We start from the raw sequence: 23369 nt of genomic DNA, 5'->3' as shown, positions 1-23369 counted from the left end.
GCTTTACATTAAAAGGAGGAAAATTATCATGGCAGTAAAAGTTGGTATTAATGGATTTGGACGTATCGGACGTTTGGCACTTCGTCAAATTCTTCAGTTTGACGGAATCGAAGTAGTCGCAATCAATGACCTTACAGACACTAAAATGCTTGCACACCTCTTGAAATATGATACGACTCAAGGTCGTTTCGACGGAGAAGTTGAAGTACACGACGGTTACTTCCTCGTTAACGGTAAAGAAATCAAAACACTTGCTAACCGCAACCCAGAAGAACTCCCATGGGGCGAGCTCGGTGTTGACATCGTTCTCGAATGTACTGGTTTCTTCACAGACAAAGAAAAAGCTGAGCTTCACTTGAAAGCCGGCGCTAAAAAAGTCGTTATCTCAGCACCTGCTACTGGCGACATGAAAACAGTTGTCTTCAACACGAACCACGAAATCCTTGACGGAACTGAAACAGTTATCTCTGGTGCTTCATGTACTACGAACTGTCTCGCGCCTATGGCTAAAGTTCTTCAAGATCAGTACGGAATCGTTGAAGGTCTCATGACAACAATCCACGCTTACACTGGCGACCAAAACACACTCGACGCTCCACACCCTAAAGGTGACTTCCGTCGTGCACGTGCAGCGGCAGCTAACATCGTTCCTAACTCAACTGGTGCTGCTAAAGCAATCGGTCTCGTACTTCCAGAACTTCAAGGTAAACTTGACGGATCTGCACAACGTGTACCAGTCGCTACAGGTTCACTCACTGAGCTCGTAACAGTTCTTGAGAAAAACGTAACAGTTGAAGAAGTTAACGCAGCAATGAAAGCAGCTGCTAACGAATCTTACGGTTACACTGAAGACGAAATCGTTTCTTCTGACATCGTTGGTATCTCTTACGGATCACTCTTCGATGCAACACAAACGAAAGTCGTTACAGTCGGCGACAAACAACTCGTTAAAACAGTTGCTTGGTATGACAACGAAATGTCTTACACTAGCCAACTCGTTCGTACACTCAAACACTTCGCACAAATCGCTAAGTAATTCGAGCAATTAAATAGCAATTGAATAAGAGCGGAAACGATACAGTCTCCGCTCTTATTGCGGAAAAAAAGTCTGGAGGGGCGCACTAGCCCCTCACTATACGTAAGAGACGGAGGACGAATGTATGAATAAGAAATCAATTCGCGATATCGATGTAAAAGGAAAACGCGTGTTTACACGTGTGGACTTCAACGTACCGCTTGAAGACGGCAAAATCACAGATGACACACGGATCCGTGCAGCCCTTCCGACAATCAAACACTTGGTTGAAGGCGGAGCAAAAGTCATCCTCGCGAGCCACATGGGACGTCCAAAAGGCGAGAAGAACCCTGAGTTCTCACTTGCACCAGTCGTAGCACGCCTCAGCGAACTGCTTGGTAAAGACATCAAGCTCGTTGAAGAAGCATACGGCCCGGTCGCTGAAGAAGCGGTCAGCAAGCTTGAAGAAGGCGACGTCATCGTTCTTGAAAACGTTCGTTTCTACCCAGGTGAAACGAAAAACGATCCTGAACTCGCAGAAGGATTTGCGAAACTTGCAGACGTATTCGTCAACGATGCATTCGGTGCAGCTCACCGTGCGCACGCGTCAACTGAAGGTATCGCGCATCACGTCGATACAGCTGTTGCCGGTCTGTTGATCGAAAAAGAACTTCAAGTTCTCGGTAAAGCTCTCTCAAACCCGGATCGTCCGTTTACAGCGATCATCGGCGGTTCGAAAGTCGCTGACAAAATCGGCGTCATCGATCACCTGCTTGATATCGTCGATACGTTGATCATCGGTGGAGGATTATCTTATACGTTCCTCAAAGCTCGTGGTATCGAAGTCGGTACTTCACTTCTCGAAGTCGACAAAATCGACCAAGCGAAGGAATTCATGAAGAAAGCAGAAGACAAAGGCGTCAAACTCTTAATGCCTGTCGATTGCGTCATCACGAAGGAATTCGGAGAAGAAACATATGTTGGACCACGTGACATCACAGAGATCCCAGCGGATCACATGTCGCTCGATATCGGTCCAAAAACAATTGAACTGTATGCAGAAGCAATCAAGAACTCGAAACTCGTCGTCTGGAACGGACCGATGGGTGTGTTCGAACTTGATAAATATGCAAACGGAACAAAAGGTGTCGCTCAAGCGTTAGCAGACAGCGATGCATACTCGATCATCGGCGGTGGAGATTCTGCTGCAGCGGCTGAGAAATTCGGTCTTGCAGATAAAATGAGTCACATTTCAACTGGTGGCGGCGCAAGCCTCGAGTTCATGGAAGGAAAAGCTCTTCCAGGTGTCGAAGCGCTTAACGACAAGTAATCTAAAGTTCACAAGGGAGTGTTTTCAATGCGTAAACCAATTATCGCAGGTAACTGGAAAATGAATCTTACCCTCAAGGATGCTGTGGCATTCGCTGAGGAAGTCAAAGGAACTGTACCCGCTTCTTCGAAAGTCGACGCGGCTGTCTGTGCACCGTCTGTATTCCTTGCACACTTGACAGAAGCGACAGCTGGAACGGACCTGAAAATCGGCGCTCAAAACATGTACGACCAGGAGAGCGGCGCATTCACAGGTGAAATCAGCCCAGTGATGCTCAAAGAACTTGGCGTAACATACGTCGTCCTCGGTCACTCAGAACGTCGTGAGTACTTCGGAGAAACTGATGCATTCATCAACAGCAAAACGAAAAAAGCATTCGAGCATGGTCTCGTGCCAATCGTTTGTGTCGGTGAAACACTCGAAGAACGCGAAGGCGGAAAATTCGAATCAGTTATCCGTGAACAAACAACGAACAGCTTGAAAGGCCTGACAGTCGATCAAGTCAAAAACCTTGTTGTTGCATATGAGCCTGTCTGGGCAATCGGAACAGGAAAATCAGCAACAGAACAAGACGCGCAAGATTCTTGTAAATTCGTTCGCGATGTCATCGCAGCTGAATTCGGTACGGAAGCTGCAGAAGCAGTCCGCATCCAGTACGGCGGCAGTGTCAAACCGGACAACATCAAAGAATATATGGCTCAGCCTGACATCGACGGTGCTTTAGTTGGTGGCGCAAGTCTTGAGACAGGATCGTTCCTCAAACTGTTGGAGGCGATTTAAATGAAAAAACGTCCAGTCGCACTGATCATCCTTGATGGTTTCGGTATGCGTGACGAGGAGTTCGGAAATGCTGTCACGGCAGCAAACAAACCGAACTTCGACCGGTACTGGGAACAGTACCCGCATACGCTGTTGAATGCGAAAGGAGAATACGTCGGTTTGCCTGAAGGTCAAATGGGGAACTCAGAAGTGGGTCATTTGAACATCGGAGCAGGTCGCGTCGTCTATCAATCGCTGTCCCGAATCAACAATGCCATTAAGGATCGCTCGTTCTTCTCGCGTCAAGCGATGAACGATGCGGCAGGTCACGTGAAGAAATACGGTTCAGCCCTTCATATCTTCGGTCTGGTTTCTGACGGTGGAATCCACAGTCACATTAACCACCTGTATGCCGTGCTTGAATTCGCGAAACTTCACGAAATCGAAAAAGTCTATCTCCATGCCTTCACGGATGGCCGCGATTGTGATCCGCAATCAGGAGCCGGTTTCCTCCGTGATGCCCAAGCGAAGATGGACGAGTTAAACGTCGGTCAATTCGCAAGTGTCTCCGGTCGTTATTATGCGATGGACCGCGACAACCGCTGGGAACGCGTCAAGAAAGTCTATGACGTCATTACGTTCGCAGACGGTCCGACAACAAAAGACCCAATCGCGATGGTCGAAGCTTCGTACAAAACAGACGTGACAGATGAGTTCATTGAACCAACCGTAGTCGTGCAGGAAGACGGTACTCCAGTAGCACCGATCCACGATAACGATGCAATCATGTTCTTCAACTACCGTCCGGACCGTGCGATTCAGCTCGCCAAGACGTATAAAGAAAAAGCCGGCTTTACCGGTTTTGAATTGCCGGACAATGCACCGAAGAACCTGCTGCTCGTCTCGATGACGAAGTACTCGGATGCAATTGATACGGACATCGTTTTCCCACCGGAAGACATCAAAAACACACTCGGTGAAACGTTATCGAAACAAGGCCTTAAACAATTGCGGATTGCGGAAACTGAGAAGTACCCGCACGTCACGTTCTTCTTTAACGGTCAACGTGAAGAACCGTACGAAGGCGAAGATCGGATTCTGATCCCGTCTCCAAAAGTCGCGACATACGACTTGAAACCGGAAATGAGTGTCTATGAAGTCACAGAAGCACTCGTTGACGCCATCAACTCGGACAAACATGACGCGATCATCCTCAACTTCGCAAACCCTGATATGGTCGGTCACTCAGGTATGCTTGAGCCGACGAAGAAGGCAATCGAAGCGGTCGATAAATGCTTGGGAGAAGTCGTTGACTTGATTCTCAGCAAAGGTGGTGCAGCCATCATCACAGCCGACCACGGAAACGCGGACAAAGTCCTCAATGCCGATGGCAGCAAGATGACGGCGCACACGACAGAACCTGTTCCATGTATCGTCACGGTCGAGGACGTCGAACTCCTTGAACCATTGACTGGCGTACTGGCAGACTTGGCACCAACTGTTATTGATTTACTCGGAGCAGATCAACCGGCAGAAATGACAGGGAAATCAATCGTATTAAAGAAATAATCCCGTCGATGGATTAACCTGTTACTGCCTTAACACACACTAATTTTTCTCAAACAAAAAGGAGCGAATTTAAATGTCAATGATTACAGAGATTTATGCACGCGAGATTCTTGACTCACGCGGTAACCCAACGGTAGAAGTAGAAGTTTATACAGAAGACGGCGGCTTTGGTCGCGCACTCGTCCCATCAGGCGCATCAACTGGTGAGCACGAAGCAGTTGAACTTCGTGACGGCGATAAATCACGTTACCTCGGTAAAGGTGTCTTAAAAGCGGTTGACAACGTCAACGAAAAAATCGCACCTGAAATCATCGGTTACGATGTCTTCGACCAAGCAGGAATCGACAAAAAAATGATCGACCTTGACGGTACGAAAAACAAAGGTAACTTCGGCGCTAACGCAATCCTTGGTGTTTCTATGGCTGCTGCACGTGCTGCTGCAGACGAGCTTGGTCTTCCACTTTACACGTACCTCGGTGGATTCAACGCGAAAACATTGCCAACTCCAATGATGAACATCATCAACGGTGGATCACACGCCGACAACAACGTTGACTTCCAAGAGTTCATGATCATGCCTGTTGGAGCTCCAACATTCAAAGAAGCACTTCGTATGGGTGCTGAAATCTTCCACGCGTTGAAATCAGTTCTTAGCGGAATGGGTCTTAACACAGCAGTCGGTGACGAGGGTGGATTCGCTCCAAACTTGAAATCAAACGAAGAAGCTATCACAGTTATCCTTGAAGCAATCGAAAAAGCTGGCTACAAAGCAGGCGAAGATGTTTACCTTGCTATGGACGTCGCTTCTTCTGAGTTCTACGACAAAGCAGCTGGAAAATACAACCTCGCTGGCGAAGGCAAAGTCCTTTCAACAGAAGAGCTTGTTGAGTTCTACGCACAACTCGTCGACAAATACCCAATCATCTCAATCGAAGATGGCTGTGACGAAAACGACTGGGATGGCCACAAACTTCTCACAGATCGTATCGGACACAAAGTCCAACTCGTTGGTGATGACTTGTTCGTAACAAACACAGAGAAGCTTGCTGAAGGTATCGAAAAAGGCATCGCTAACTCGATCCTCATCAAAGTTAACCAAATCGGTACGTTGACTGAAACATTCGACGCAATCGAAATGGCGAAAAAAGCTGGTTACACAGCAGTCGTTTCTCACCGTTCTGGTGAAACAGAAGATTCAACAATCGCTGACATCGCTGTTGCGACAAACGCTGGTCAAATCAAAACGGGTTCACTTTCACGTACAGACCGTATCGCGAAATACAACCAACTTCTCCGCATCGAAGACATGCTTTCAGACGTTGCTGTCTACGACGGAATCAAATCATTCTACAACCTCAAGAAGTAATTCCAGGTTGATGATTTAAAGTGTGTTGTACATTCACTGTACAGCCGACGCCTCCTATTCATACGAATAGGAGGTTTTTTGTATTGATAATAAATTCAGTAATAGAAGCTGAGTTCATTCCAAAATGCAAAATGCCGGTTTCAATCGATCACAATGAGCCGACTTAGTTCTAACCGTTAAAAAAATCAAATTTACAGGACCTTTCTTTTACTACCTGGTCATTAAAATGTTATAGTTATAAATAAGTTTAAGCACAATGATTGTAAAGCTTAACTACATTTGGACGGATGAAGGTTCAAAAAACATCTAAAGGAGAAATGATCATGTTAAATTCAGATTTAGATATACGTTTAGAACCACGCATTAAAGAGTTGTATCGACTACATAAGGAGCGCTCAGCCAACATTGACTGGAGTTATCACGAATTCATTCCATGGGACAAGGCGATGTCGTTTAAACGCGTTCCTTGGGAAGAAAGTCAAGTCACGCTTCCGGAAGGTGTCATCGTTGCCGTGGAAACGGCCTTACTGACAGAAGTGAACTTGCCTTGGTATACATCGCACTTGGATTATACGTTTAAAAACTCGATGGAAGTCATCAATGATTTCGTCCGCACATGGACGGCCGAAGAAGATCAGCACTCGAGCTTACTGGAAACGTATTTACTCGTAACACGAAACGTCAATCCGACACGGTTGCATCAATTAAGAAGACGCGTCGTTGAAAGCGGCTGGTTCCCGGACTTCACGAATCCTTTAGCAACTATGGCCTATACGTCGTTGCAAGAGCTTGCGACACTCGTCTTCTATAACAACGTAGCGCGGGTAGCGGGCGCACATGACAAAGACTTGGCGACACTACTTCGCCGTTTGGCGAAAGACGAAGCCCTTCATTATGCGTTCTACCGCGACACGGTAAAAGCGCATCTTGAACTCGATCCGAACTTCATCGTGTTCTTTGAAGATGTCATCATTAATTTCTCGATGCCGGGTGCGATTATGCCGGACTTTACCGAGCGTATGAAGACCATTGCGATTGATACAAATTACGGACCGCTCCAATACTTTGACCAAGTATTAGATGTCGTCGTGAAATACTGGGATATTGAGAACCTGCAACCGACGACTGAAGAAGCGAAACAGTCACAGGCAAACATCATGAAATATCACGGGCGTTTGAAACGGATCAAGGACCGTCAAGAAGCAAAAACGAAGATTGATGCATGAAGATTGATGCATAAGGAAGGGAGCACTAAAAACATGACGTGCGAAATATGCGGAAAAGAAACGAATAACCAAGTCAGTTATTTGGAACTGAACACGTGGGAATTCAATTCTTTGAAGACGGAAGAAAAAGACTTTTACCCGATCTGCTACAGCTGCTTTGACAAGCATACGAACGAGTTCATCGATCAGGAGATGGATCTTGAATTGAGAAAAAAACGTTCGCAGATGGTGAATAAAGAAGTCGAGGCAGAAATCGAAGCGATTCTTGAAGTTGAAAATTAAGTGCGACTCCATTGTTGGAGCCGACAGCCCTCCGATTGCGGAGGGCTGTTTTTTGTATTAAGTGTTAGGTGAACTTAGCCCCTTTCTTTTCTGAGGTGAAATAGTAGATCATATAGGTTTTTCAGGAATCACGCTTTTTTCATGCGCTTTCCTCAGGCGAGACCCGGAGATCTGAAAGAAATCCGCGGCTCGCGTTCCGCCCTAGAAAAGCGAGCGGATGAATGTTTTTTACAGACACAAAAAACGAGACCCGACGTCTTGTCGAATCCCGTGATCGGAAAATGAAATGTGTGCAAATCAATCCTCGATAAAGGTAACGAGGTAATGATGGGCAGAATAGAGCGGAGCACGTGTGACAAAGAACTCGGGTAAGTCGACATCGATATCGAGTTCACGTAGTGTCTGTGGATCGAGACACTCCTGGACGAGACGTTTGATATCGCTGAGCAATTCGTCATGAAGATTTTCTTCCGCTGTAAAAGATCGTTTGGCCTCATCTTTTAATAATAATACGACAGGCGGAAGGCCTCGTAATAAGTCGACCTGCAGTGGTTCTTCGTTCCGTTGAAAAAAATCGTTTAAACAACTGACGACTTTCATCGAGTGATCTTCTTTCATACGAACCCCCAACTTTCTAAAAGTACTGTTACTATCATGCTATTCCCTAAAGTCAGATAGGATATGCAGGTAAACTGGAATCAGGGCATTAACTGAGCGGATAACCGGGTAGAGAAAGAGGTAAGGGGGGATGGAGATGCTGTTTCGTTACTTGTTTTTGGGTCTGGACCCCACGATGGACGATATTCAATTACGCATCATTTATTTTACAGAACTGATCTTCTTTATCGGACTGTATCAAATCACGAGCCGTTTCTCACGCCAAAGCATGATTCTCGGTACACTTCTTGGAGTGACGGGTCTGATTGCTTTGTTGCCGGGGGCTATCTATATTCTCCGCTATAATCCGGAAGATGCCATCATTGATATTACATTTCTGCTGATTTATTTGCTTGAGCCGCTCGCGATTCTAGCATTTCTGATAGCATGGTTTCGCCGGTTTTATGAAAAACGCCATCCGAATCATTCGAAAAAGCCCTGACAAACGTTCTGCTGCAACGTTTATCAGGACTTTTTTTGTTGTACTCCGAAAAAAATAAAATATATTTTCGTAAAAAGGATTGATGTGTAACCGGTTACACAATATGATACATATTGTAAGCGTTATCAAAAGAAAGAGGTGGCGAACATGTCGACCATCCGGGAAGTAGCGAAAGTGGCCAATGTATCCGTCGCGACGGTATCGCGTGTCATGAATGAAAAAGGATACGTCAGCGAAAAAGCAAGAACAGCCGTCCTCCAAGCGATTAAGCAGCTCGACTACCGACCAAACCGGGTCGCCCGGTCGTTGTTCCAAAAACGATCCGGATTGATTGGTTTGATCGTACCTGACATCACGAACCCGTTTTTTCCGCAACTGGCACGTGCTGTGGAAGATATGGCACATCAACACGGATTTCAGGTGATTTTGTGTAACACAGACGAACAGTTTCAGAAAGAACAAGAATATATTCAATCGCTCGAAGCGATGCATGTCGACGGATTGATCATCACAACCAACTATTCGAACAATCCGAACTACGAAAAACTCGAAGTGCCAATCGTCGCCCTGGACCGTGTGTTACAGGGAGCGATTCCGACAGTGACCTCAAACGGGCATGACGGCGGAAAAAAAGCCGCCCAGTTTCTGCTTGATCACGGGGCGACTGAACTGGTCGTCATCAGCGGTCCTTCGAAGTTACCGACGATCCGCAAACGGCGTGACGGATTTGAAGAAATCGCCGGAAAACATTTAGTCGCAAGCATCGAGTCGCCGTTTCATTTTCAGGGGGCATTAGGAGCAGCCAACTACTTATTTGACCATTACGATTGCAACGGGATTTTCGCAGCAAACGATGTCATTGCAGCAGCGACGATCCAGGTCGCAGCGGAGCGGGGAATCGCGATTCCGGAACAGTTGCAAATCATCGGCTATGACGGGATTGAACTCGGTCAGATGATTTCACCGCCCCTGACAACGATTGCCCAACCGATTTATCAGATGGGCGAGCTGGCAGCGAAGCTGTTAATTCAACGGATTGAAGGAAACGAGATTGCAGCCGTCCATCACGAACTGATGGTCGAAGTCATTGAACGGGAAACAACGAAGCGGAAGGATGAACAGTTATGAAACAAATCAGTGTAGTCGGAAGTATCTCGATGGACTTAGTCGTCGAAAGCGATCGCCGTCCGTCAGCAGGCGAAACGGTCATCGGATCCGCTTTCCATACGATACCGGGAGGCAAGGGGGCGAATCAAGCGGTTGCGATTGCCCGGCTCGGCGGTCACGTCGAAATGGTCGGCTGTGTCGGCGACGATGCGAACGGCGTGGCGATTCGTCAGAACTTCGAGACGGAGCACGTCGGGACGACCCATCTGCAGACGATTGCGGATGAACGGACCGGAACAGCCCACATCACGCTCGCAGAAGGTGACAACTCAATTGTCGTTGTCCAGTCGGCAAACTTAGCGGTCGTTTATGACGAGAATCAACTCGACAGCCTGCTTGGTCAGGCAGACATGATTTTGTTACAGCTCGAAATTCCGCTCGCGACCGTCAAACAGGTGGCGCGTTACGGCAAGACACACGGCATTCCCGTCGTATTGAATCCGGCGCCAGCCATCGTCCTTGACGACGAGTTACTCGCAGACGTGACGTATTTGACTCCAAACGAACATGAATGTGGTTTGATTTTCGGACAACAGCAACCGCTCGAACATTGGTTGACGCAATACCCGAATAAATTAATTGTGACGGAAGGCAGCCGGGGTGCCCGCTTTTATGACGGCGAGGCCATCGTGACGGTTCCTGCGATCAAGACGGACGTCGTCGATACGACAGGTGCCGGTGATACGTTCAACGGGGCACTCGCGGTCAGCCTGACCGACGGCGCAACCTTAACGGAAGCAATTCGCTTTGCCAATAAAGCAGCCGGTATGTCCGTCCGCGCGCTCGGCGCACAAGGCGGAATGCCGACACGTGAACAGATGGAGGTTGAAGCATGAAACGACACGGCATTTTAAACAGTCAGATCAGTAAAGTCTTAGCCGATCTTGGTCATACCGATACGATCGTCATTGCCGACTGCGGTCTGCCGATTCCGGCCGGTGTAGCACGGATTGATTTGGCACTCGAACTCGGAACACCATCATTCGTCGATGTCGTCCGGATCGTTGCCGACGATATGGCCGTTGAACAGGTGACACTGGCGACAGAAATCAAAACAGCTAATCCGGTTGCACTCGAGGCCGTGACGAAACTCGACGTACCGCAAGACTATGTCTCGCACGAAGCATTCAAGGAATTGACGAAGCAGGCGAAAGTCATCATCCGGACGGGTGAAGCGACACCGTATGCGAACGTCATCTTACACGCCGGCGTCATTTTTTAAGGGGAGGAAGTACGATGCAAATTGAGATGACAGGTATCACAAAAGCGTTTGGTCCCGTTCCCGTCTTGAAGGGAGTCGACTTCACCCTCGCGACCGGTGAGATTCATGCTTTGATGGGCGAGAACGGTGCCGGAAAATCGACCTTGATGAAAATTCTGACCGGTGTTCATAAAGCCGATCAGGGAACGATTCTCGTCGACGGCGTCGAACAGCAGTATAAAAATCCGAAACTGGCGGAAGAAGCGGGGATTGCCTTCATTCACCAGGAACTGAATATCTTACCGGACTTAACGGTCACGGAAAATCTGTTTCTCGGACGGGAACTGAAGTCCCGCTTCGGTGTCCTGAAACAGGCGGAAATGAAACGGCTCGCTGAACGGGAATTGGCGGAACTGAACGTCTTCATGGACGTCAATCAGCTCGCCCGGACATTGTCGGTCGGACAGCAGCAGATGATTGAAATCGCCAAAGCCTTGATGACGGACGCGAAGGTCATCATCATGGATGAGCCGACGGCCGCTTTGACGGAACGCGAAATCCGTGCTCTGTTCAGTGTCGCGACGGCTTTACGCGAACAGGGAGTCTCGATCGTTTATATCTCGCACCGGATGGAAGAAATTTTCGAACTGTGTGACCGGATCACGGTCTTACGGGACGGGGTTTCCGTTTCGACGCACCGGATTGCCGACACTTCGTTTGAACAGATCGTCCGCGAAATGGTTGGACGTGAAATGGGGGAACGGTATCCGGAGCGGCAAGTGACGCTCGGTCAGACGGTTCTCGAAGTCACCGGGGCGACCGGAAAACGGTTCGAAGACGTGTCCTTCTCTGTCCGGGCCGGGGAGATCGTCGGCTTTTCCGGCTTAATGGGCGCAGGACGGACAGAAGTCATGCGCGGCTTGTTCGGGGTCGACCGGATGAAAGCCGGAACGATCAGCTTGAACGGGAAAACCATCAAAATCAAATCACCGCATGATGCGATTAAACAGGGACTCGGTTTCCTGACGGAGGACCGCAAAGGAGAAGGCTTGTTCCTCGACTTTTCACTCCGGGAAAACATCTCGCTTCCGACAATCCGGTCGTTATCGAAGTCCGGTGTCATCTCCGATCAGTCGGAGCGGCAGTTCGCGGAAGGGTATCTGAAGTCGTTATCCGTCCGTCACAGCTCGATGGACCAGCCGGCAAAATCCTTGTCCGGCGGAAACCAGCAGAAGGTCGTCCTCGCAAAATGGCTCGGAACAAAACCGGATGTCCTGATTCTCGACGAACCGACACGCGGTGTCGACGTCGGGGCGAAAAAAGAGATTTATATGATTATGAATGAACTCGCCGCAACGGGTGTCGCGATCATCATGATCAGCTCGGATCTGCCGGAAATTCTCGGCATGAGTGACCGCGTCTATGTAATGCGCGAAGGACAGATGAGCGGCATGCTCAATCAAGAAGAGGCAACGCAAGAGAGTATCATGACGCTTGCGACAGGAGGACAATGACATGGAATTGATGCAAGGGAAACTGACAGAAAAGAAACCGAGACGACTCGGGATTGGTCAAAAGCTTGGTCCGCTCGCCGGACTGTTCGCCATCATTCTCGTCGTTTCGATCATGGAACCGGACTTTTTAACGCTTAATAACTTATTTAACATCTTACGCCAAGTTTCAATCAACGCCTTGATTGCCTTCGGAATGACGTTCGTCATCCTGACGGGTGGAATTGATTTGTCGGTCGGCTCGATTCTCGCCTTGTCATCCGCGTTCGTCGCCGGTCTGATGACCGACGGAACGTCAGCGATTCTTGCTGTCCTCGCCGGTTTGATTGTCGGCGCGATCATGGGCGCGTTAAACGGAATGGTCATCTCACTCGGGAAAGTCGCACCGTTCATCGCGACTCTTGCCACGATGACAATCTTCCGCGGTCTGACACTCGTCTACACGGACGGGAAGCCGATTACGGGACTCAGCCAGGGCGGCTGGTTCGAACTATTCGGACGCGGCTACTTCTGGATCTTCCCGGTGCCGGTCGTCACGATGTTGATTGCCTTTGCAGTCCTGTACTTCATCCTGAAGAAAACGACGTTCGGCCGTTATACGTATGCCATCGGCGGTAACGAAGAAGCGGCAAAACTGATGGGGATTCAAGTCAACAAAGTGAAGATTATGATTTACGCGCTGTCCGGTTTAATGGCAGCACTCGCCGGCATCATCCTGACATCGCGTCTGAACTCGGCGCAACCGACGGCCGGAACATCGTATGAGCTTGATGCGATCGCTGCCGTCGTCCTCGGCGGAACGAGCTTATCCGGTGGACGCGGTTGGATTGTCGGAACATTAATCGGCGCCTTGATCATCGGGACACTCAACAACGGACTTAACCTGCTTGGTGTCTCTTCGTTCTTCCAACTTGTCGTCAAAGGGCTCGTCATCCTGTTCGCGGTACTCGCGGACCGGAAACAAACTACGTGATTTACCATCCAAAAGGAGGATATTGATATGAAAAAATTACTCGCACTTGTCATGATGGCGTTAATGGTCTTCGCAGCGGCTTGTTCGACGGAACAACCGGGCAGTGACACGGAAAAGGAAAAGAAAACAAAAGACTTTAAGATCGGTCTGTCGATTTCGACACTTAACAACCCGTTCTTCGTCTCACTGAAAGACGGTGCGGAAAAAGAAGCAAAAGCACAAGGCGCAACACTCCAAGTCGCCGATGCACAAGATGATGCGGCGAAGCAAGCAAGTGACATCGAAGATATGATTCAGAAAAAAGTCGATCTCATCTTGATCAACCCAACAGATTCAGCAGCAGTCGGTGCGGCAGTTCAAACAGCAAACGATGCTGACATCCCAGTCATCACAGTTGACCGGAATGCAGAAGCCGGCGACGTCATCGCGCACATCGCGTCGGATAACGTAGCAGGCGGGAAACAAGCCGGTGAATACATGATCGAACTCGTCGGGGACAAAGCGAAAGTCGTTGAACTCGAAGGAATCCCGGGCGCATCTGCAACACGCGACCGCGGTGAAGGGTTCCACGCAGCAGTCGACGGTAAACTTGACGTCGTGGCGAAACAATCGGCAAACTTTGACCGGGCGAAAGGTCTTTCGGTCATGGAAAACATTCTTCAAAACAACAAAGACATCAAAGCCGTCTTCGCACACAACGATGAAATGGCACTCGGTGCGGTCGAAGCGTTGAATGCAGCCGGCATGGAAGATGTCAAAGTCATCGGATTTGACGCAACAGACGATGCCGTCAAAGCAGTCAAAGACGGTAAAATGGCAGGAACCGTTGCTCAAAAACCGGCAGAAATCGGTAAAATGGGTATCGATACAGCCATCAAACACTTAAAAGGCGAGAAAGTCGACAAGAACATTCCGGTCGAACTTGATCTCATCAAACAATAAGCATCACTGCCAGCCGGTCTGATTTTGTCAGCCGGCTGGTGTTTTTTTGAAGGTAAGATGAACTTCATGAATCTATACCTTGTTCCCGTAGTTGTTTTTCTCTATAATGAAAGAAGCGTATATTACTGAAGGAGGATCATCGATGATCATTCATAACGTGGCTCTTGTCGGCCTCATCGTCGTTTCCGTTCTTCTCATCATCGTCGTTCTCTTGATGTCAGGCCGTACGGCTGGACTCGGAGCACTGACAGGTGGAGCAGAACAATTATTTGGTCGCCAAAAAGCCCGTGGCTTGGATGCGGTCCTAAACCGTGTAGCGTCTATCTTAGGGGCATTATTCTTTATTTTGGCGTTACTCGTCGCTTTTTATAAGTGAGTACTGAAACGACAGCCGTCCGATCGCGCTGTCGTTTTTTCGTATTTCTCGATTTCTAAATTTTCATTTTGGGGTATAGAGTTAGAGGGGGAATCATTTTATGAAAATCACATTACCAAAACCATTCTTTTTTGAAGGCGGCAACCGGGCTGTTCTGTTGTTACACGGCTTCACCGGCTCAAGCGCCGATGTCCGGATGCTCGGACGTTACTTGCAAAAACACGGATATACTTCACTCGCACCACAATATAAGGGGCACGCTGCCCCACCCGAAGAGCTGACGAAGACCGGGCCAGCCGACTGGTGGCAAGATGTTCTTGACGGCTATGAAGAATTAAAAGCCAAAGGATATGACGAGATTGCCGTCTGCGGACTGTCGCTCGGCGGAGTCATGTCACTTCGACTTTCGATGCACCGTCCGGTCAAAGCGGTCATTCCGATGTGTGCGCCGGCCTACATCAAAAGTGAAGAGGTCATGTATGCAGGAGTCACGGAGTATGCAAGAGAATTTAAGAAGCGAGAAGGAAAATCGGCCGAAGAAATCGAGCAGGAGATGGCAGTGTTCGAACCGATGCCGACCTTAAAGGATTTACAGGCTTTGCTGAAAGACACACGCGATTCACTCGAAGATGTCTACGCACCGACGCTTGTCATCCAGGCCCGCAATGATCACATGATCAACACCGATTCAGCGAACATCATTCACGACGGTGTCAGTGCCTTACAAAAAGATTTGATCTGGTATGAGAACTCAGGTCATGTCATTACGCTCGACAAAGAAAAAGAAACGCTCCACCAAGATATCCATGAATTTCTGGACGGCTTGAACTGGAGCCACTAATTGGAGGTGTCACGTTGGAATTACGTGAACGAATACTAGAGGTCATCGCGGCGGAAGAACGTCCGTTGTCGATTGATCAATTAACGAAAAAACTGGAATTAACAGATACGGCACAGTTCAAGGAACTGATCCGGACATTAAATGAGCTGGAAGATGAAGCACTCATCGCGCGGACCCGTTCGAACAAATACGGGACACTGGCGCAAATCGGACAAGTCGCCGGGAAAATCTCGGTCCACCAACGTGGATTCGGATTCGTTTCACCGGAGGACGGTTCTGCAGGCGATATCTTCCTGCCGGCACCGGAACTCGGCAATGTCTACAACGGGGACCGTGTCCTCGTCAAAGTTTTTGCTGAATCAAACGGCGGAGACCGCCGTGAAGGAAAGCTGCTCAAGATTCTCTCACGCGGACCGGCTGATTTCGTCGGAACGTTCGTCAGTCCAAAAGGACGGATTGAGTCGATTGCCTACATCGAGCCGGATGATTCGAAGCTGACGTTCTTACCGGTCGTCGCGGACGAAGATACGCTTGGTGCCGTCGACGGCCATAAAGTCCTCGCACGGATCACGAAGTATCCGGACGGCCGTTACGCGGGAACTGCTAAAGTCCTGCAGATCATCGGCCATAAAAACGATCCGGGTGTCGATATCCTGTCGATCGTCCACAAGCACGGCATCAATGTCGACTTCTCGGACGCAGCGATTGCGGAAGCGAATAACATTCCCGATCAAATCGACGAGAAGGACCTTGTCGGTCGCGTCGATTTACGCAACGAAGTGACGGTCACGATTGACGGCGCGGACGCAAAAGACTTGGATGACGCCGTTCACGTCAAGAAACTGGCGAACGGCAACTACGAGCTCGGTGTTCACATCGCCGACGTCTCACATTACGTCAAGGAAGATTCACCGCTCGACGAAGAGGCACGCGAACGCGGAACAAGTGTTTATCTCGTGGACCGGGTCATTCCGATGATTCCACACCGTCTGTCAAACGGAATCTGTTCACTGAACCCGCACGTTGATCGTTTGACGCTGAGCTGTATCATGGAAATCGATCAAAACGGGGGTGTCGTCAACCATGAGATTTTACAGAGTGTCATCAAGACGGTGGAACGGATGACATATACCGATGTCCGTAAAATCATCGAACGGGAAGACGAAGAAGTGGTTGCAAAATATCACGATCTCGTCGCGAACTTCGATCAGATGGCGGAACTGGCTGCAATCCTTCGCGAACGCCGCGCGCGTCGTGGTGCAATCAACTTCGACTTCCCGGAAGCGAAAGTCCTCGTCAACGAAGAAGGCAAGACAAGCGAAATCATCTTACGCGAACGGTCCGTTGCCGAAAAACTGATTGAAGAGTTTATGCTCGCAGCGAACGAAACGGTGGCGGAGCACGTCCAGCACCAAAAACTGCCGTTCATGTACCGGATCCACGATGAGCCGAAAGCGGAACGTCTCGATACGTTCTTCAAGTTCATCGCGAACTTCGGCATCAACGTCGAACGTAAAGGCGAGTCGGTCGCACCGAAGACGTTGCAATCGATCCTGAACGCCGTTGAAGGCGAACCGGAAGAAGCCGTCGTCAGTACGGTCATGTTACGGTCGCTCCAACAAGCGAAATATGACGTCGAACCGATTGGTCACTTTGGTCTGTCGACCGATTTCTACACGCACTTCACGTCACCGATCCGCCGCTATCCGGACTTGATGGTCCACCGTCTCCTGCGCGAGTACATCATCTTTAATGATAAATCGCAAAAGACACAGGACCGTTACGCTGCGATTCTGCCGGAAATCGCTGATCACGCTTCAAAACGCGAACGTCGTGCCGTTGACGCGGAACGCGAAACGAATGCACTCAAGAAAGCCGAGTATATGGAACAACACATCGGCGAGACGTTTGAAGGTGTCGTCAGTGGCGTAACCAACTTCGGGATGTTCGTCGAGTTACCGAACACGATTGAAGGACTTGTCCACATCCAGGCGATGACGGATGACTTCTACCGTTACGACGAAGCAAACTATCAATTGATGGGCGAACGGACGAAACAACAGTTCCGGATCGGTGACGTCGTTGAGATCAAAGTCACCGGTGTCAACATCGATGAGAAGACGATCGACTTCGCAGTCGTCGGCATGCCGGAACGCCAACCGAAAAAACGCTTTGAGTCGAAGACGATCCGTTCAAGCGGCGGCCGTCCGGGACAAAAACGCGACGACAAGAAAGATGACCGTCGCGGGAAGTCAAAACGTCCGGGTAAGCCGAAGGATCAGTCGAAAGGCAAAGGATTCGCGCTGAAGGACAAGAAGGATAAACCGCCGTTCCATAAAGCGGTCTCGAATAAAAAACGGAAGCGCAAATAAGCGCTTCTGTTTAGAAATGTGGTGGAAGAGAGATGCCAAAAGGTACAAGTTCAAAAGTATTAGCCAACAACAAACGGGCGTCGTTTGATTATGCGATTGAAGATACGATTGAAGCGGGTCTCGTCTTGACGGGAACCGAAATCAAATCGGTCCGTAAAGGAAAAATCAGTATCGGGGACGCGTTCGTCCGCTTTGACGGCGGGGAAGCGATTCTCTGGAACTCGAACATCGCCCACTTCGAACAAGGGAACCGGTACAACCACGAACAGCTCCGTCCGCGGAAACTGTTGCTGCACAAAAAACAGATCGCAACCTTGATGGGATCGGTCTCGCGCGACGGCTACACGATCGTGCCGCTGAAGATCTACATCAAAAACGGTTACGCGAAATGTCTGATCGGACTCGGCCGCGGGAAGAAGAAATTCGACAAGCGTGACGATCTGAAGAAGAAGGATGCAAAACGCGATATCGACCGTGCGTTACGCGACAAGCAAAAGTATTGAACCCGTAACACTTTTCTGCTATTATAATAGTATTCGGAAAGCCCCAATTTATATCTTGGGGACGTTACGGATTCGACGGGGGTAGTTCGGTCTTCTGTGGCGTGTCGAGGGGTCGGCCTCGTTAAAACGCATCAGCCATAACTGGCAAAACTAACACACAACTCGCAGCAGCTTAATAGCTACTACGGATCCTAGCAGCCGTCGCCTGGTCGGCTGATTTCTAGGGTCTCACTTTAAACAGGCTACGCTTGGACCCTTCCGTCTGGAGGGAAAGAGAAGAGATGGAATCAGACTGGTCGGACGGACGCCTGTCAATTGGCAGCCTGACGACGAGATCCCAATAAATTGACTACACACGTAGAAGCTTAAGTATACGATGCCTTCGGACGTGGGTTCGACTCCCACCGTCTCCATACGACGAAATCAGTGGATTTCAAAAAAAGTGCTAAAATCCTTAATGAATAGGATTTTAGCACTTTTTGTAATAAAAAAAACCAGGAATAAGATTTTTTTATTATTCACTAATAAAATTACTAGTGATTTTAATATATAGCTCGTAAATTGAAAAATAACGGATATTTTTAATAATTTTTAAAAATGAAATTATTTGCGTAGCCTTTGTTTTAAAAAATGGAAGCAGTTTAAAAAATATTTTGCAAATATTTTTATTATACAAGAAGATTTTAGAGACACATTTTGATATGGTTTTTGTGTGGTTTCTCTCTGGTTTCTGTCTGGATTTTGTTTTAATTCTATAGCTAGATCATGATATGATTTTATAATCTCTTTATTCAAAGCTATTTTCAAAAAACTTTCAATCATAGCGTAACTTCTTCTTTTTAAGTCTATATTCGTCAATGCTTCCTGAAATTCTTCTGGTTTCGTTGTTTCATTATAAATTTTTTCTAGCGAAGAGGTAAGTATTTCTAAAAGTTCGCGTAAGCGAACAAAATCTAATATAAAATCATCGTCAATAGAATGTAAATCAAATTTTTGGATTTCTTGATTTTTTTTAAGTAATATTTTTAAATTATAGTTTATTTTTTCATAGTCTTCTCTTTTCAACGTATAATCTTTTGTATCATAGACTATGAAAAATAATAACTCAGAAAAAGCACTATCAAAAAAACTTTCAATTATCACTATATTTTTTTCTTTAGCAGCCTTTGAAGATTTTTTCATCAGATTATTTTGATAATTTACAGTTATTATCACACCTAATAAAGTGAAAATCCCACCTAAGATACTTCCTAGGTATCCACTAAAAAAAGAGATCCAAGTAGATTCTTCGCCTACCACAAAACTTTCGAATAATGTGATTTTTGCTAAAAAATTTACTAAAATAGGAAGTGATACTACTGTTACTATTCCGATGAAGATATATTTTTTCATTTATACTCCTTTGCATTTCACGAAATTTATAAGTAATAAGTATATTATATTTTTGAATAAATAATTACTTATTTATTCAAATTATCAAAAAAATTATTTTCATTATTATGATATTTTTAAATGGATTATAGTAATAACATTAGAAGTCTTATAATAGAATTTTAGAAAAGAGGTTAATATCGTATGATACGACGTGCCACCTTGATGGACGGAAAGTCCTTATCGGATTTGATGCGACGGATTGATCGGGAAACGAAATATATGTTGTATGAACCGGAAGAACGCAGCATGTCGACGGAGCAGGCGGAAGCGTTCATTGAACGGTTTGGTCAGGCAGCGAACTCGGATATCTTTGTCGTAGATGTCGATGACCAACTCGTCGGCTATGTGTTGGTCGTCGGTGGCAAACCAAGCCGAATCCGTCACCGGGCAAACCTCGTGATTGGCTTGCTCGATGCCTATACCGGTCAGGGCCTTGGTGCCGGCTTGCTCGAAGCAGTCGATGCCTTTGCCGTTGAAGCGGGACTCGTCCGGCTGGAACTGACGGTTCGGAAAGATAACCTGCGGGCAATCGAGTTGTATCATAAGTTTGGCTTCAACATCGAAGGAACACGGATTGCCTCGCTATTGATTGACGGCGAATACGTCGACGAACTGGCGATGTCGAAGATTTTTACAACGGAAGAAACCTAAAAAAGATGCTCGGTTGCCTCCTCTCAGATTGAGACGGGACAGGCGAGCATCTTTTTTATTGGGACAATTTTTGTTGTTCAAACTCAACTTCGAGGACATTTTTCGCATAATCCTTACCCCAGTCGTACATCGCGTCCAAAATCGGCATCAGGCTGTAGCCATGTGGCGTCAATGAATATTCGACCTTCGGCGGAACGACCGGATAGACTTCCCGGTGGATGATATGGTGGTCTTCCAGCTCCCGTAATTGATTAACGAGCATCCGTTGCGTAATACCGGGCATCAGACTTTTCAGCTCTCCGAAACGTTTTGTACCTTCTTTACCAAGGTGCCAAAGAATCAGCATCTTCCATTTGCCCCCGATGATCGATAGGGTCAATTCCTTTTCACAATTAAACTGCCGGTCTTCAAAATGTGGCATCAATCCACCTCCTTTTTTAGTATAGCCCTCTTGTCATCGACAGTATACTTTTCCGCACTATGTATGAAAAACCGCACTATGTAAATTAAAAGTGCGTACTTCCCAAGTTCGTATATGAGGATTATATTTAGTCATGTTCCTTCACGAACGTCAGAAGGAAGTGCCAGGATTCATAAATAGAGAGAAGAATGGGAGAGATAAATTATGAAATTACAATTAGCTATCGATTTAGTAGATACAGCAGGTGCCATCGCTTTAGTCAAAGAAATTGGTGAAGAAAACTTAGATATCGTTGAGATCGGAACACCGGTCGTCATCAACGAAGGGCTTCGTGCCGTTAAAGAAATGAAAGCGGCCTTCCCGAACTTAACGGTTCTCGCCGACTTAAAAATCATGGATGCTGCCGGCTATGAAGTCAGCCAAGCCGTCGCACACGGTGCCGACATCGTGACGATTCTTGGAGCAGCCGAAGATATGTCGATCCAAGGTGCCGTTGAAGAAGCGAAAAAATCAGGCAAGAAGATTTTGGTGGATATGATCGCTGTCAAAGATATCGCGACACGTGCGAAAGAACTTGATGAACTCGGTGTTGACTACATCTGTGTTCACACAGGTTACGATCTTCAAGCCGTCGGTCAAAACTCGTTCGAGGATCTCGCGACAATCAAGTCCGTTGTTAAAAACGCCAAAACAGCAGTTGCGGGTGGCATCAAGATGGAGACATTACCAGAAGTCATCGCAGCACGCCCTGACCTCATCATCGTCGGTGGCGGGATTACCGGACAAGACGACAAACAAGGAACAGCGTCAACGATGCGTCGGATGCTGCAAGAGGCGTAAATGACACATATTCAAACGATTGTACAAGAGCTGACGTCGACGGTCGAAGCGATTGATCAAGTCGAGACGACGCAACTCGCAGAAGCCATTCTAAAGGCAGACCGGATCTTTCTTGCTGGAGCCGGTCGCTCCGGCTTGATGGGCAAAGCGTTTGTCATGCGTCTGATGCACATGAACTTTGATGCGTACGTCGTCGGTGAGACGGTCACCGCGAACTTGCGCGAAGGGGACTTGTTGATCATCGGATCAGGATCCGGTGAGACAAAAACACTCGTCCCGATCGTCGAGAAAGCGAAACAGATCGGCGGAACCGTCGCGGTCGTCACGATTGAGCCGACATCGACACTGGCGAAGTTAGCGGACTTAACCGTGAAGCTGCCCGGAGTGCCGAAAGAGCGGACAGCCACGGCGGACGAAACGGTTCAGCCGATGGGATCATTGTTTGAACAAACGATGTTGCTGTTCTACGATGCATTGATTCTCCACATCATGGCGGCAAAACAACTTGATTCAAAAACGATGTACGGCAAACATGCTAATTTAGAATAGAAGAAATCATAAGACCGGTAGACGTGTTTAATGCGTTTGCCGGTCTTTTTTTGTTTGGCATGAAAAAATCGCCCGTTTCACGCAACTCCTGACAGAGTAGGTGAAAACGAGCGGTTCTTTTTTTAGGGTTATTTGTTCACCATTTTATATCAAAATCAGCCCCGACATCTTTCGCCAAATGCGCATCTGATCCGTAAACGAGCGGAATGCCTAAAGACTGCGTGAGTTGCAGGAGTTCCGGGTAAGGATAGGAAAGACCACATAACGGTTTCCGCAGTCCTGCCGTATTGAGATCGAGCGTAAAGTCGGCCTGCCGGATTTTCCGGACCGTCTCATCCAAGTTCGCCGGCGTCTGCTCGAGCGGATAAGCCTGGATGAACTTCGTCGGCAACGTCAGATGACCAAGGCGTTTTGGTTGATGCGGACCGAGGTTCGTCATGACAAGCGCCTGAATGCCTTCGTAATAACGCTCGTGGGCCGCCGTGACACTGCCTGTCGCCGTGACGATCTCACTAAAACTTTCTTTGCTGAAGTCGACCATGTAATATCGATCCTCAATCCAAAGATAATGCAGCGACAGGATGCCGTCCGTCAGCTCGGGACCATAGCGGGCAATGATATCGCGTGTGCCGTCGACGTCATGCTCCCAGTAATCAAACTCCATCCCGATCCGGATGTCGATGTCGTTTTTATATGTGTCGCGTAACGTCTTCAGTTCTTCAATGTAGCGTTCGGCGGTCGCAAACGACATTCCGGAATCGTTGTCGGGTGCCGGATCGACGAGTCCTTCCGGAAGCGGAGCGTGCTCGGTGAAGCTGATCCGTTCGAGACCTTGTACCAGGGCGCGTTCGATATACGCTTCAAGTGGATCTTTTGTTCCGTGCGGACAATACGGGCTGTGAACGTGACCGTCCCATTTAATCAATTGCATGACAAAACCTC

At 47.9% G+C, this 23369-nt stretch carries 25 protein-coding genes and 1 other RNA gene; 22 read left to right on the top strand and 4 right to left on the bottom strand.

What is annotated here, in order from left to right; translation table 11 throughout:
* Positions 1-28: 28 nt before the first annotated feature.
* The 7 genes from gap (at position 29) to N7U64_RS05650 (ending at position 7547) form a co-directional block, all read left to right on the top strand.
* Positions 29-1036 carry a type I glyceraldehyde-3-phosphate dehydrogenase gene (gene gap / locus N7U64_RS05680; protein WP_318928836.1) on the top strand — a complete coding sequence of 336 codons (1008 nt, stop codon included), beginning with the start codon at positions 29-31 and terminating at the stop codon, positions 1034-1036.
* A 124-nt stretch (positions 1037-1160) separates the two neighbouring features.
* Entirely contained in the window at positions 1161-2345 is a 1185-nt protein-coding gene (locus N7U64_RS05675) for a phosphoglycerate kinase (protein WP_290827577.1), read from the top strand.
* Between the two features lie 27 nt (positions 2346-2372).
* On the top strand, positions 2373-3125 hold the full coding sequence (gene tpiA, locus N7U64_RS05670; protein WP_012371261.1) for a triose-phosphate isomerase: 753 nt from the start codon (positions 2373-2375) through the stop codon (positions 3123-3125).
* On the top strand, positions 3126-4673 hold the full coding sequence (gpmI, locus tag N7U64_RS05665) for a 2,3-bisphosphoglycerate-independent phosphoglycerate mutase (RefSeq protein WP_318928835.1): 1548 nt from the start codon (positions 3126-3128) through the stop codon (positions 4671-4673).
* Positions 4674-4746: 73 nt separating this feature from the next.
* On the top strand, positions 4747-6039 hold the full coding sequence (gene eno, locus N7U64_RS05660; protein WP_290827571.1) for a phosphopyruvate hydratase: 1293 nt from the start codon (positions 4747-4749) through the stop codon (positions 6037-6039).
* 323 nt (positions 6040-6362) lie between these two features.
* Entirely contained in the window at positions 6363-7265 is a 903-nt protein-coding gene (locus N7U64_RS05655) for an acyl-ACP desaturase (RefSeq protein ID WP_188004659.1), read from the top strand.
* A gap of 33 nt (positions 7266-7298) precedes the next feature.
* Positions 7299-7547, top strand: a complete 249-nt coding sequence (locus N7U64_RS05650; protein ID WP_028105779.1) for a hypothetical protein — start codon at positions 7299-7301, stop codon at positions 7545-7547.
* Positions 7548-7844: 297 nt separating this feature from the next.
* On the opposite strand, the gene N7U64_RS05645 is transcribed toward N7U64_RS05650, so the two are convergent.
* Positions 7845-8165, bottom strand: a complete 321-nt coding sequence (locus tag N7U64_RS05645) for a hypothetical protein (protein ID WP_290827566.1) — start codon at positions 8163-8165, stop codon at positions 7845-7847.
* A gap of 136 nt (positions 8166-8301) precedes the next feature.
* On the opposite strand from N7U64_RS05645, the gene N7U64_RS05640 reads away from it, so the two are divergent.
* From N7U64_RS05640 to ssrA, 12 genes are all read left to right on the top strand, one after another.
* Complete coding sequence (locus tag N7U64_RS05640) at positions 8302-8646, top strand: hypothetical protein (RefSeq protein ID WP_290827564.1); 345 nt, start codon at positions 8302-8304, stop codon at positions 8644-8646.
* A 147-nt stretch (positions 8647-8793) separates the two neighbouring features.
* Positions 8794-9774: a LacI family DNA-binding transcriptional regulator gene (locus tag N7U64_RS05635; RefSeq protein WP_188004657.1), complete on the top strand. Its 981-nt coding sequence runs from the start codon at positions 8794-8796 to the stop codon at positions 9772-9774.
* Entirely contained in the window at positions 9771-10649 is an 879-nt protein-coding gene (gene rbsK, locus N7U64_RS05630) for a ribokinase (protein ID WP_318928834.1), read from the top strand. The genes N7U64_RS05635 and rbsK overlap by 4 nt, the downstream gene beginning before the upstream one ends.
* A complete protein-coding gene (rbsD, locus tag N7U64_RS05625) occupies positions 10646-11035 on the top strand; it encodes a D-ribose pyranase (protein ID WP_318928833.1) in 390 nt (129 codons plus the stop codon). The genes rbsK and rbsD overlap by 4 nt, the downstream gene beginning before the upstream one ends.
* 14 nt (positions 11036-11049) lie before the next feature.
* A complete protein-coding gene (locus N7U64_RS05620) occupies positions 11050-12528 on the top strand; it encodes a sugar ABC transporter ATP-binding protein (RefSeq protein ID WP_214766218.1) in 1479 nt (492 codons plus the stop codon).
* A gap of 1 nt (position 12529) precedes the next feature.
* Positions 12530-13498, top strand: coding sequence for a ribose ABC transporter permease (gene rbsC, locus N7U64_RS05615; protein WP_012371250.1), 969 nt, complete (start codon positions 12530-12532; stop codon positions 13496-13498).
* A 27-nt stretch (positions 13499-13525) separates the two neighbouring features.
* The gene (gene rbsB / locus N7U64_RS05610; RefSeq protein ID WP_318928832.1) at positions 13526-14440 is read left to right on the top strand and encodes a ribose ABC transporter substrate-binding protein RbsB; all 915 of its coding nucleotides are present in this window, start codon (positions 13526-13528) and stop codon (positions 14438-14440) included.
* A gap of 142 nt (positions 14441-14582) precedes the next feature.
* A complete protein-coding gene (gene secG, locus N7U64_RS05605) occupies positions 14583-14816 on the top strand; it encodes a preprotein translocase subunit SecG (RefSeq protein ID WP_012371248.1) in 234 nt (77 codons plus the stop codon).
* Between the two features lie 100 nt (positions 14817-14916).
* Complete coding sequence (locus N7U64_RS05600) at positions 14917-15657, top strand: alpha/beta hydrolase (protein WP_214766212.1); 741 nt, start codon at positions 14917-14919, stop codon at positions 15655-15657.
* A gap of 14 nt (positions 15658-15671) precedes the next feature.
* Positions 15672-18029 (top strand): ribonuclease R, encoded by a 2358-nt coding sequence (rnr, locus tag N7U64_RS05595; RefSeq protein ID WP_318928831.1) that lies wholly within the window; start codon positions 15672-15674, stop codon positions 18027-18029.
* Between the two features lie 32 nt (positions 18030-18061).
* Complete coding sequence (smpB, locus tag N7U64_RS05590) at positions 18062-18532, top strand: SsrA-binding protein SmpB (protein ID WP_012371245.1); 471 nt, start codon at positions 18062-18064, stop codon at positions 18530-18532.
* A gap of 57 nt (positions 18533-18589) precedes the next feature.
* Positions 18590-18948: a transfer-messenger RNA gene (gene ssrA / locus N7U64_RS05585) on the top strand.
* Positions 18949-19135: 187 nt separating this feature from the next.
* Here the strand turns inward: ssrA and N7U64_RS05580 are convergent.
* Positions 19136-19924 carry a hypothetical protein gene (locus N7U64_RS05580; RefSeq protein ID WP_318928830.1) on the bottom strand — a complete coding sequence of 263 codons (789 nt, stop codon included), beginning with the start codon at positions 19922-19924 and terminating at the stop codon, positions 19136-19138.
* A 183-nt stretch (positions 19925-20107) separates the two neighbouring features.
* On the opposite strand from N7U64_RS05580, the gene N7U64_RS05575 reads away from it, so the two are divergent.
* Positions 20108-20617 carry a GNAT family N-acetyltransferase gene (locus tag N7U64_RS05575; protein ID WP_318928829.1) on the top strand — a complete coding sequence of 170 codons (510 nt, stop codon included), beginning with the start codon at positions 20108-20110 and terminating at the stop codon, positions 20615-20617.
* 55 nt (positions 20618-20672) lie between these two features.
* Here the strand turns inward: N7U64_RS05575 and N7U64_RS05570 are convergent, their stop codons facing one another.
* Positions 20673-21038: a winged helix-turn-helix transcriptional regulator gene (locus N7U64_RS05570; protein WP_012371239.1), complete on the bottom strand. Its 366-nt coding sequence runs from the start codon at positions 21036-21038 to the stop codon at positions 20673-20675.
* A 204-nt stretch (positions 21039-21242) separates the two neighbouring features.
* Between N7U64_RS05570 and hxlA the strand changes: the two genes are divergently transcribed.
* Positions 21243-21878: a 3-hexulose-6-phosphate synthase gene (gene hxlA / locus N7U64_RS05565; protein ID WP_026827605.1), complete on the top strand. Its 636-nt coding sequence runs from the start codon at positions 21243-21245 to the stop codon at positions 21876-21878.
* Positions 21879-22427 (top strand): 6-phospho-3-hexuloisomerase, encoded by a 549-nt coding sequence (gene hxlB / locus N7U64_RS05560; RefSeq protein ID WP_318928828.1) that lies wholly within the window; start codon positions 21879-21881, stop codon positions 22425-22427.
* A gap of 136 nt (positions 22428-22563) precedes the next feature.
* On the opposite strand, the gene hisJ is transcribed toward hxlB, so the two are convergent.
* Positions 22564-23358 (bottom strand): histidinol-phosphatase HisJ, encoded by a 795-nt coding sequence (hisJ, locus tag N7U64_RS05555; RefSeq protein WP_318928827.1) that lies wholly within the window; start codon positions 23356-23358, stop codon positions 22564-22566.
* Positions 23359-23369 lie beyond the last annotated feature (11 nt).

The sequence above is a fragment of the Exiguobacterium sp. K1 genome (assembly GCF_033721435.1).
GTDB classification, from domain to species: domain Bacteria; phylum Bacillota; class Bacilli; order Exiguobacteriales; family Exiguobacteriaceae; genus Exiguobacterium_A; species Exiguobacterium_A artemiae.
This window is presented reverse-complemented; position numbering and strand designations above follow the sequence as displayed.

Coding starts and splice junctions, on each gene's coding strand:
- gap (WP_318928836.1), top strand. CDS start 29: ATGGCAGTAAAAGTTGGTATTAATGGATTTGGACGTATCGGACGTTTG.
- N7U64_RS05675 (WP_290827577.1), top strand. CDS start 1,161: ATGAATAAGAAATCAATTCGCGATATCGATGTAAAAGGAAAACGCGTG.
- tpiA (WP_012371261.1), top strand. CDS start 2,373: ATGCGTAAACCAATTATCGCAGGTAACTGGAAAATGAATCTTACCCTC.
- gpmI (WP_318928835.1), top strand. CDS start 3,126: ATGAAAAAACGTCCAGTCGCACTGATCATCCTTGATGGTTTCGGTATG.
- eno (WP_290827571.1), top strand. CDS start 4,747: ATGTCAATGATTACAGAGATTTATGCACGCGAGATTCTTGACTCACGC.
- N7U64_RS05655 (WP_188004659.1), top strand. CDS start 6,363: ATGTTAAATTCAGATTTAGATATACGTTTAGAACCACGCATTAAAGAG.
- N7U64_RS05650 (WP_028105779.1), top strand. CDS start 7,299: ATGACGTGCGAAATATGCGGAAAAGAAACGAATAACCAAGTCAGTTAT.
- N7U64_RS05645 (WP_290827566.1), bottom strand. CDS start 8,165: ATGAAAGAAGATCACTCGATGAAAGTCGTCAGTTGTTTAAACGATTTT.
- N7U64_RS05640 (WP_290827564.1), top strand. CDS start 8,302: ATGCTGTTTCGTTACTTGTTTTTGGGTCTGGACCCCACGATGGACGAT.
- N7U64_RS05635 (WP_188004657.1), top strand. CDS start 8,794: ATGTCGACCATCCGGGAAGTAGCGAAAGTGGCCAATGTATCCGTCGCG.
- rbsK (WP_318928834.1), top strand. CDS start 9,771: ATGAAACAAATCAGTGTAGTCGGAAGTATCTCGATGGACTTAGTCGTC.
- rbsD (WP_318928833.1), top strand. CDS start 10,646: ATGAAACGACACGGCATTTTAAACAGTCAGATCAGTAAAGTCTTAGCC.
- N7U64_RS05620 (WP_214766218.1), top strand. CDS start 11,050: ATGCAAATTGAGATGACAGGTATCACAAAAGCGTTTGGTCCCGTTCCC.
- rbsC (WP_012371250.1), top strand. CDS start 12,530: ATGGAATTGATGCAAGGGAAACTGACAGAAAAGAAACCGAGACGACTC.
- rbsB (WP_318928832.1), top strand. CDS start 13,526: ATGAAAAAATTACTCGCACTTGTCATGATGGCGTTAATGGTCTTCGCA.
- secG (WP_012371248.1), top strand. CDS start 14,583: ATGATCATTCATAACGTGGCTCTTGTCGGCCTCATCGTCGTTTCCGTT.
- N7U64_RS05600 (WP_214766212.1), top strand. CDS start 14,917: ATGAAAATCACATTACCAAAACCATTCTTTTTTGAAGGCGGCAACCGG.
- smpB (WP_012371245.1), top strand. CDS start 18,062: ATGCCAAAAGGTACAAGTTCAAAAGTATTAGCCAACAACAAACGGGCG.
- N7U64_RS05580 (WP_318928830.1), bottom strand. CDS start 19,924: ATGAAAAAATATATCTTCATCGGAATAGTAACAGTAGTATCACTTCCT.
- N7U64_RS05575 (WP_318928829.1), top strand. CDS start 20,108: ATGATACGACGTGCCACCTTGATGGACGGAAAGTCCTTATCGGATTTG.
- N7U64_RS05570 (WP_012371239.1), bottom strand. CDS start 21,038: ATGCCACATTTTGAAGACCGGCAGTTTAATTGTGAAAAGGAATTGACC.
- hxlA (WP_026827605.1), top strand. CDS start 21,243: ATGAAATTACAATTAGCTATCGATTTAGTAGATACAGCAGGTGCCATC.
- hxlB (WP_318928828.1), top strand. CDS start 21,879: ATGACACATATTCAAACGATTGTACAAGAGCTGACGTCGACGGTCGAA.
- hisJ (WP_318928827.1), bottom strand. CDS start 23,358: ATGCAATTGATTAAATGGGACGGTCACGTTCACAGCCCGTATTGTCCG.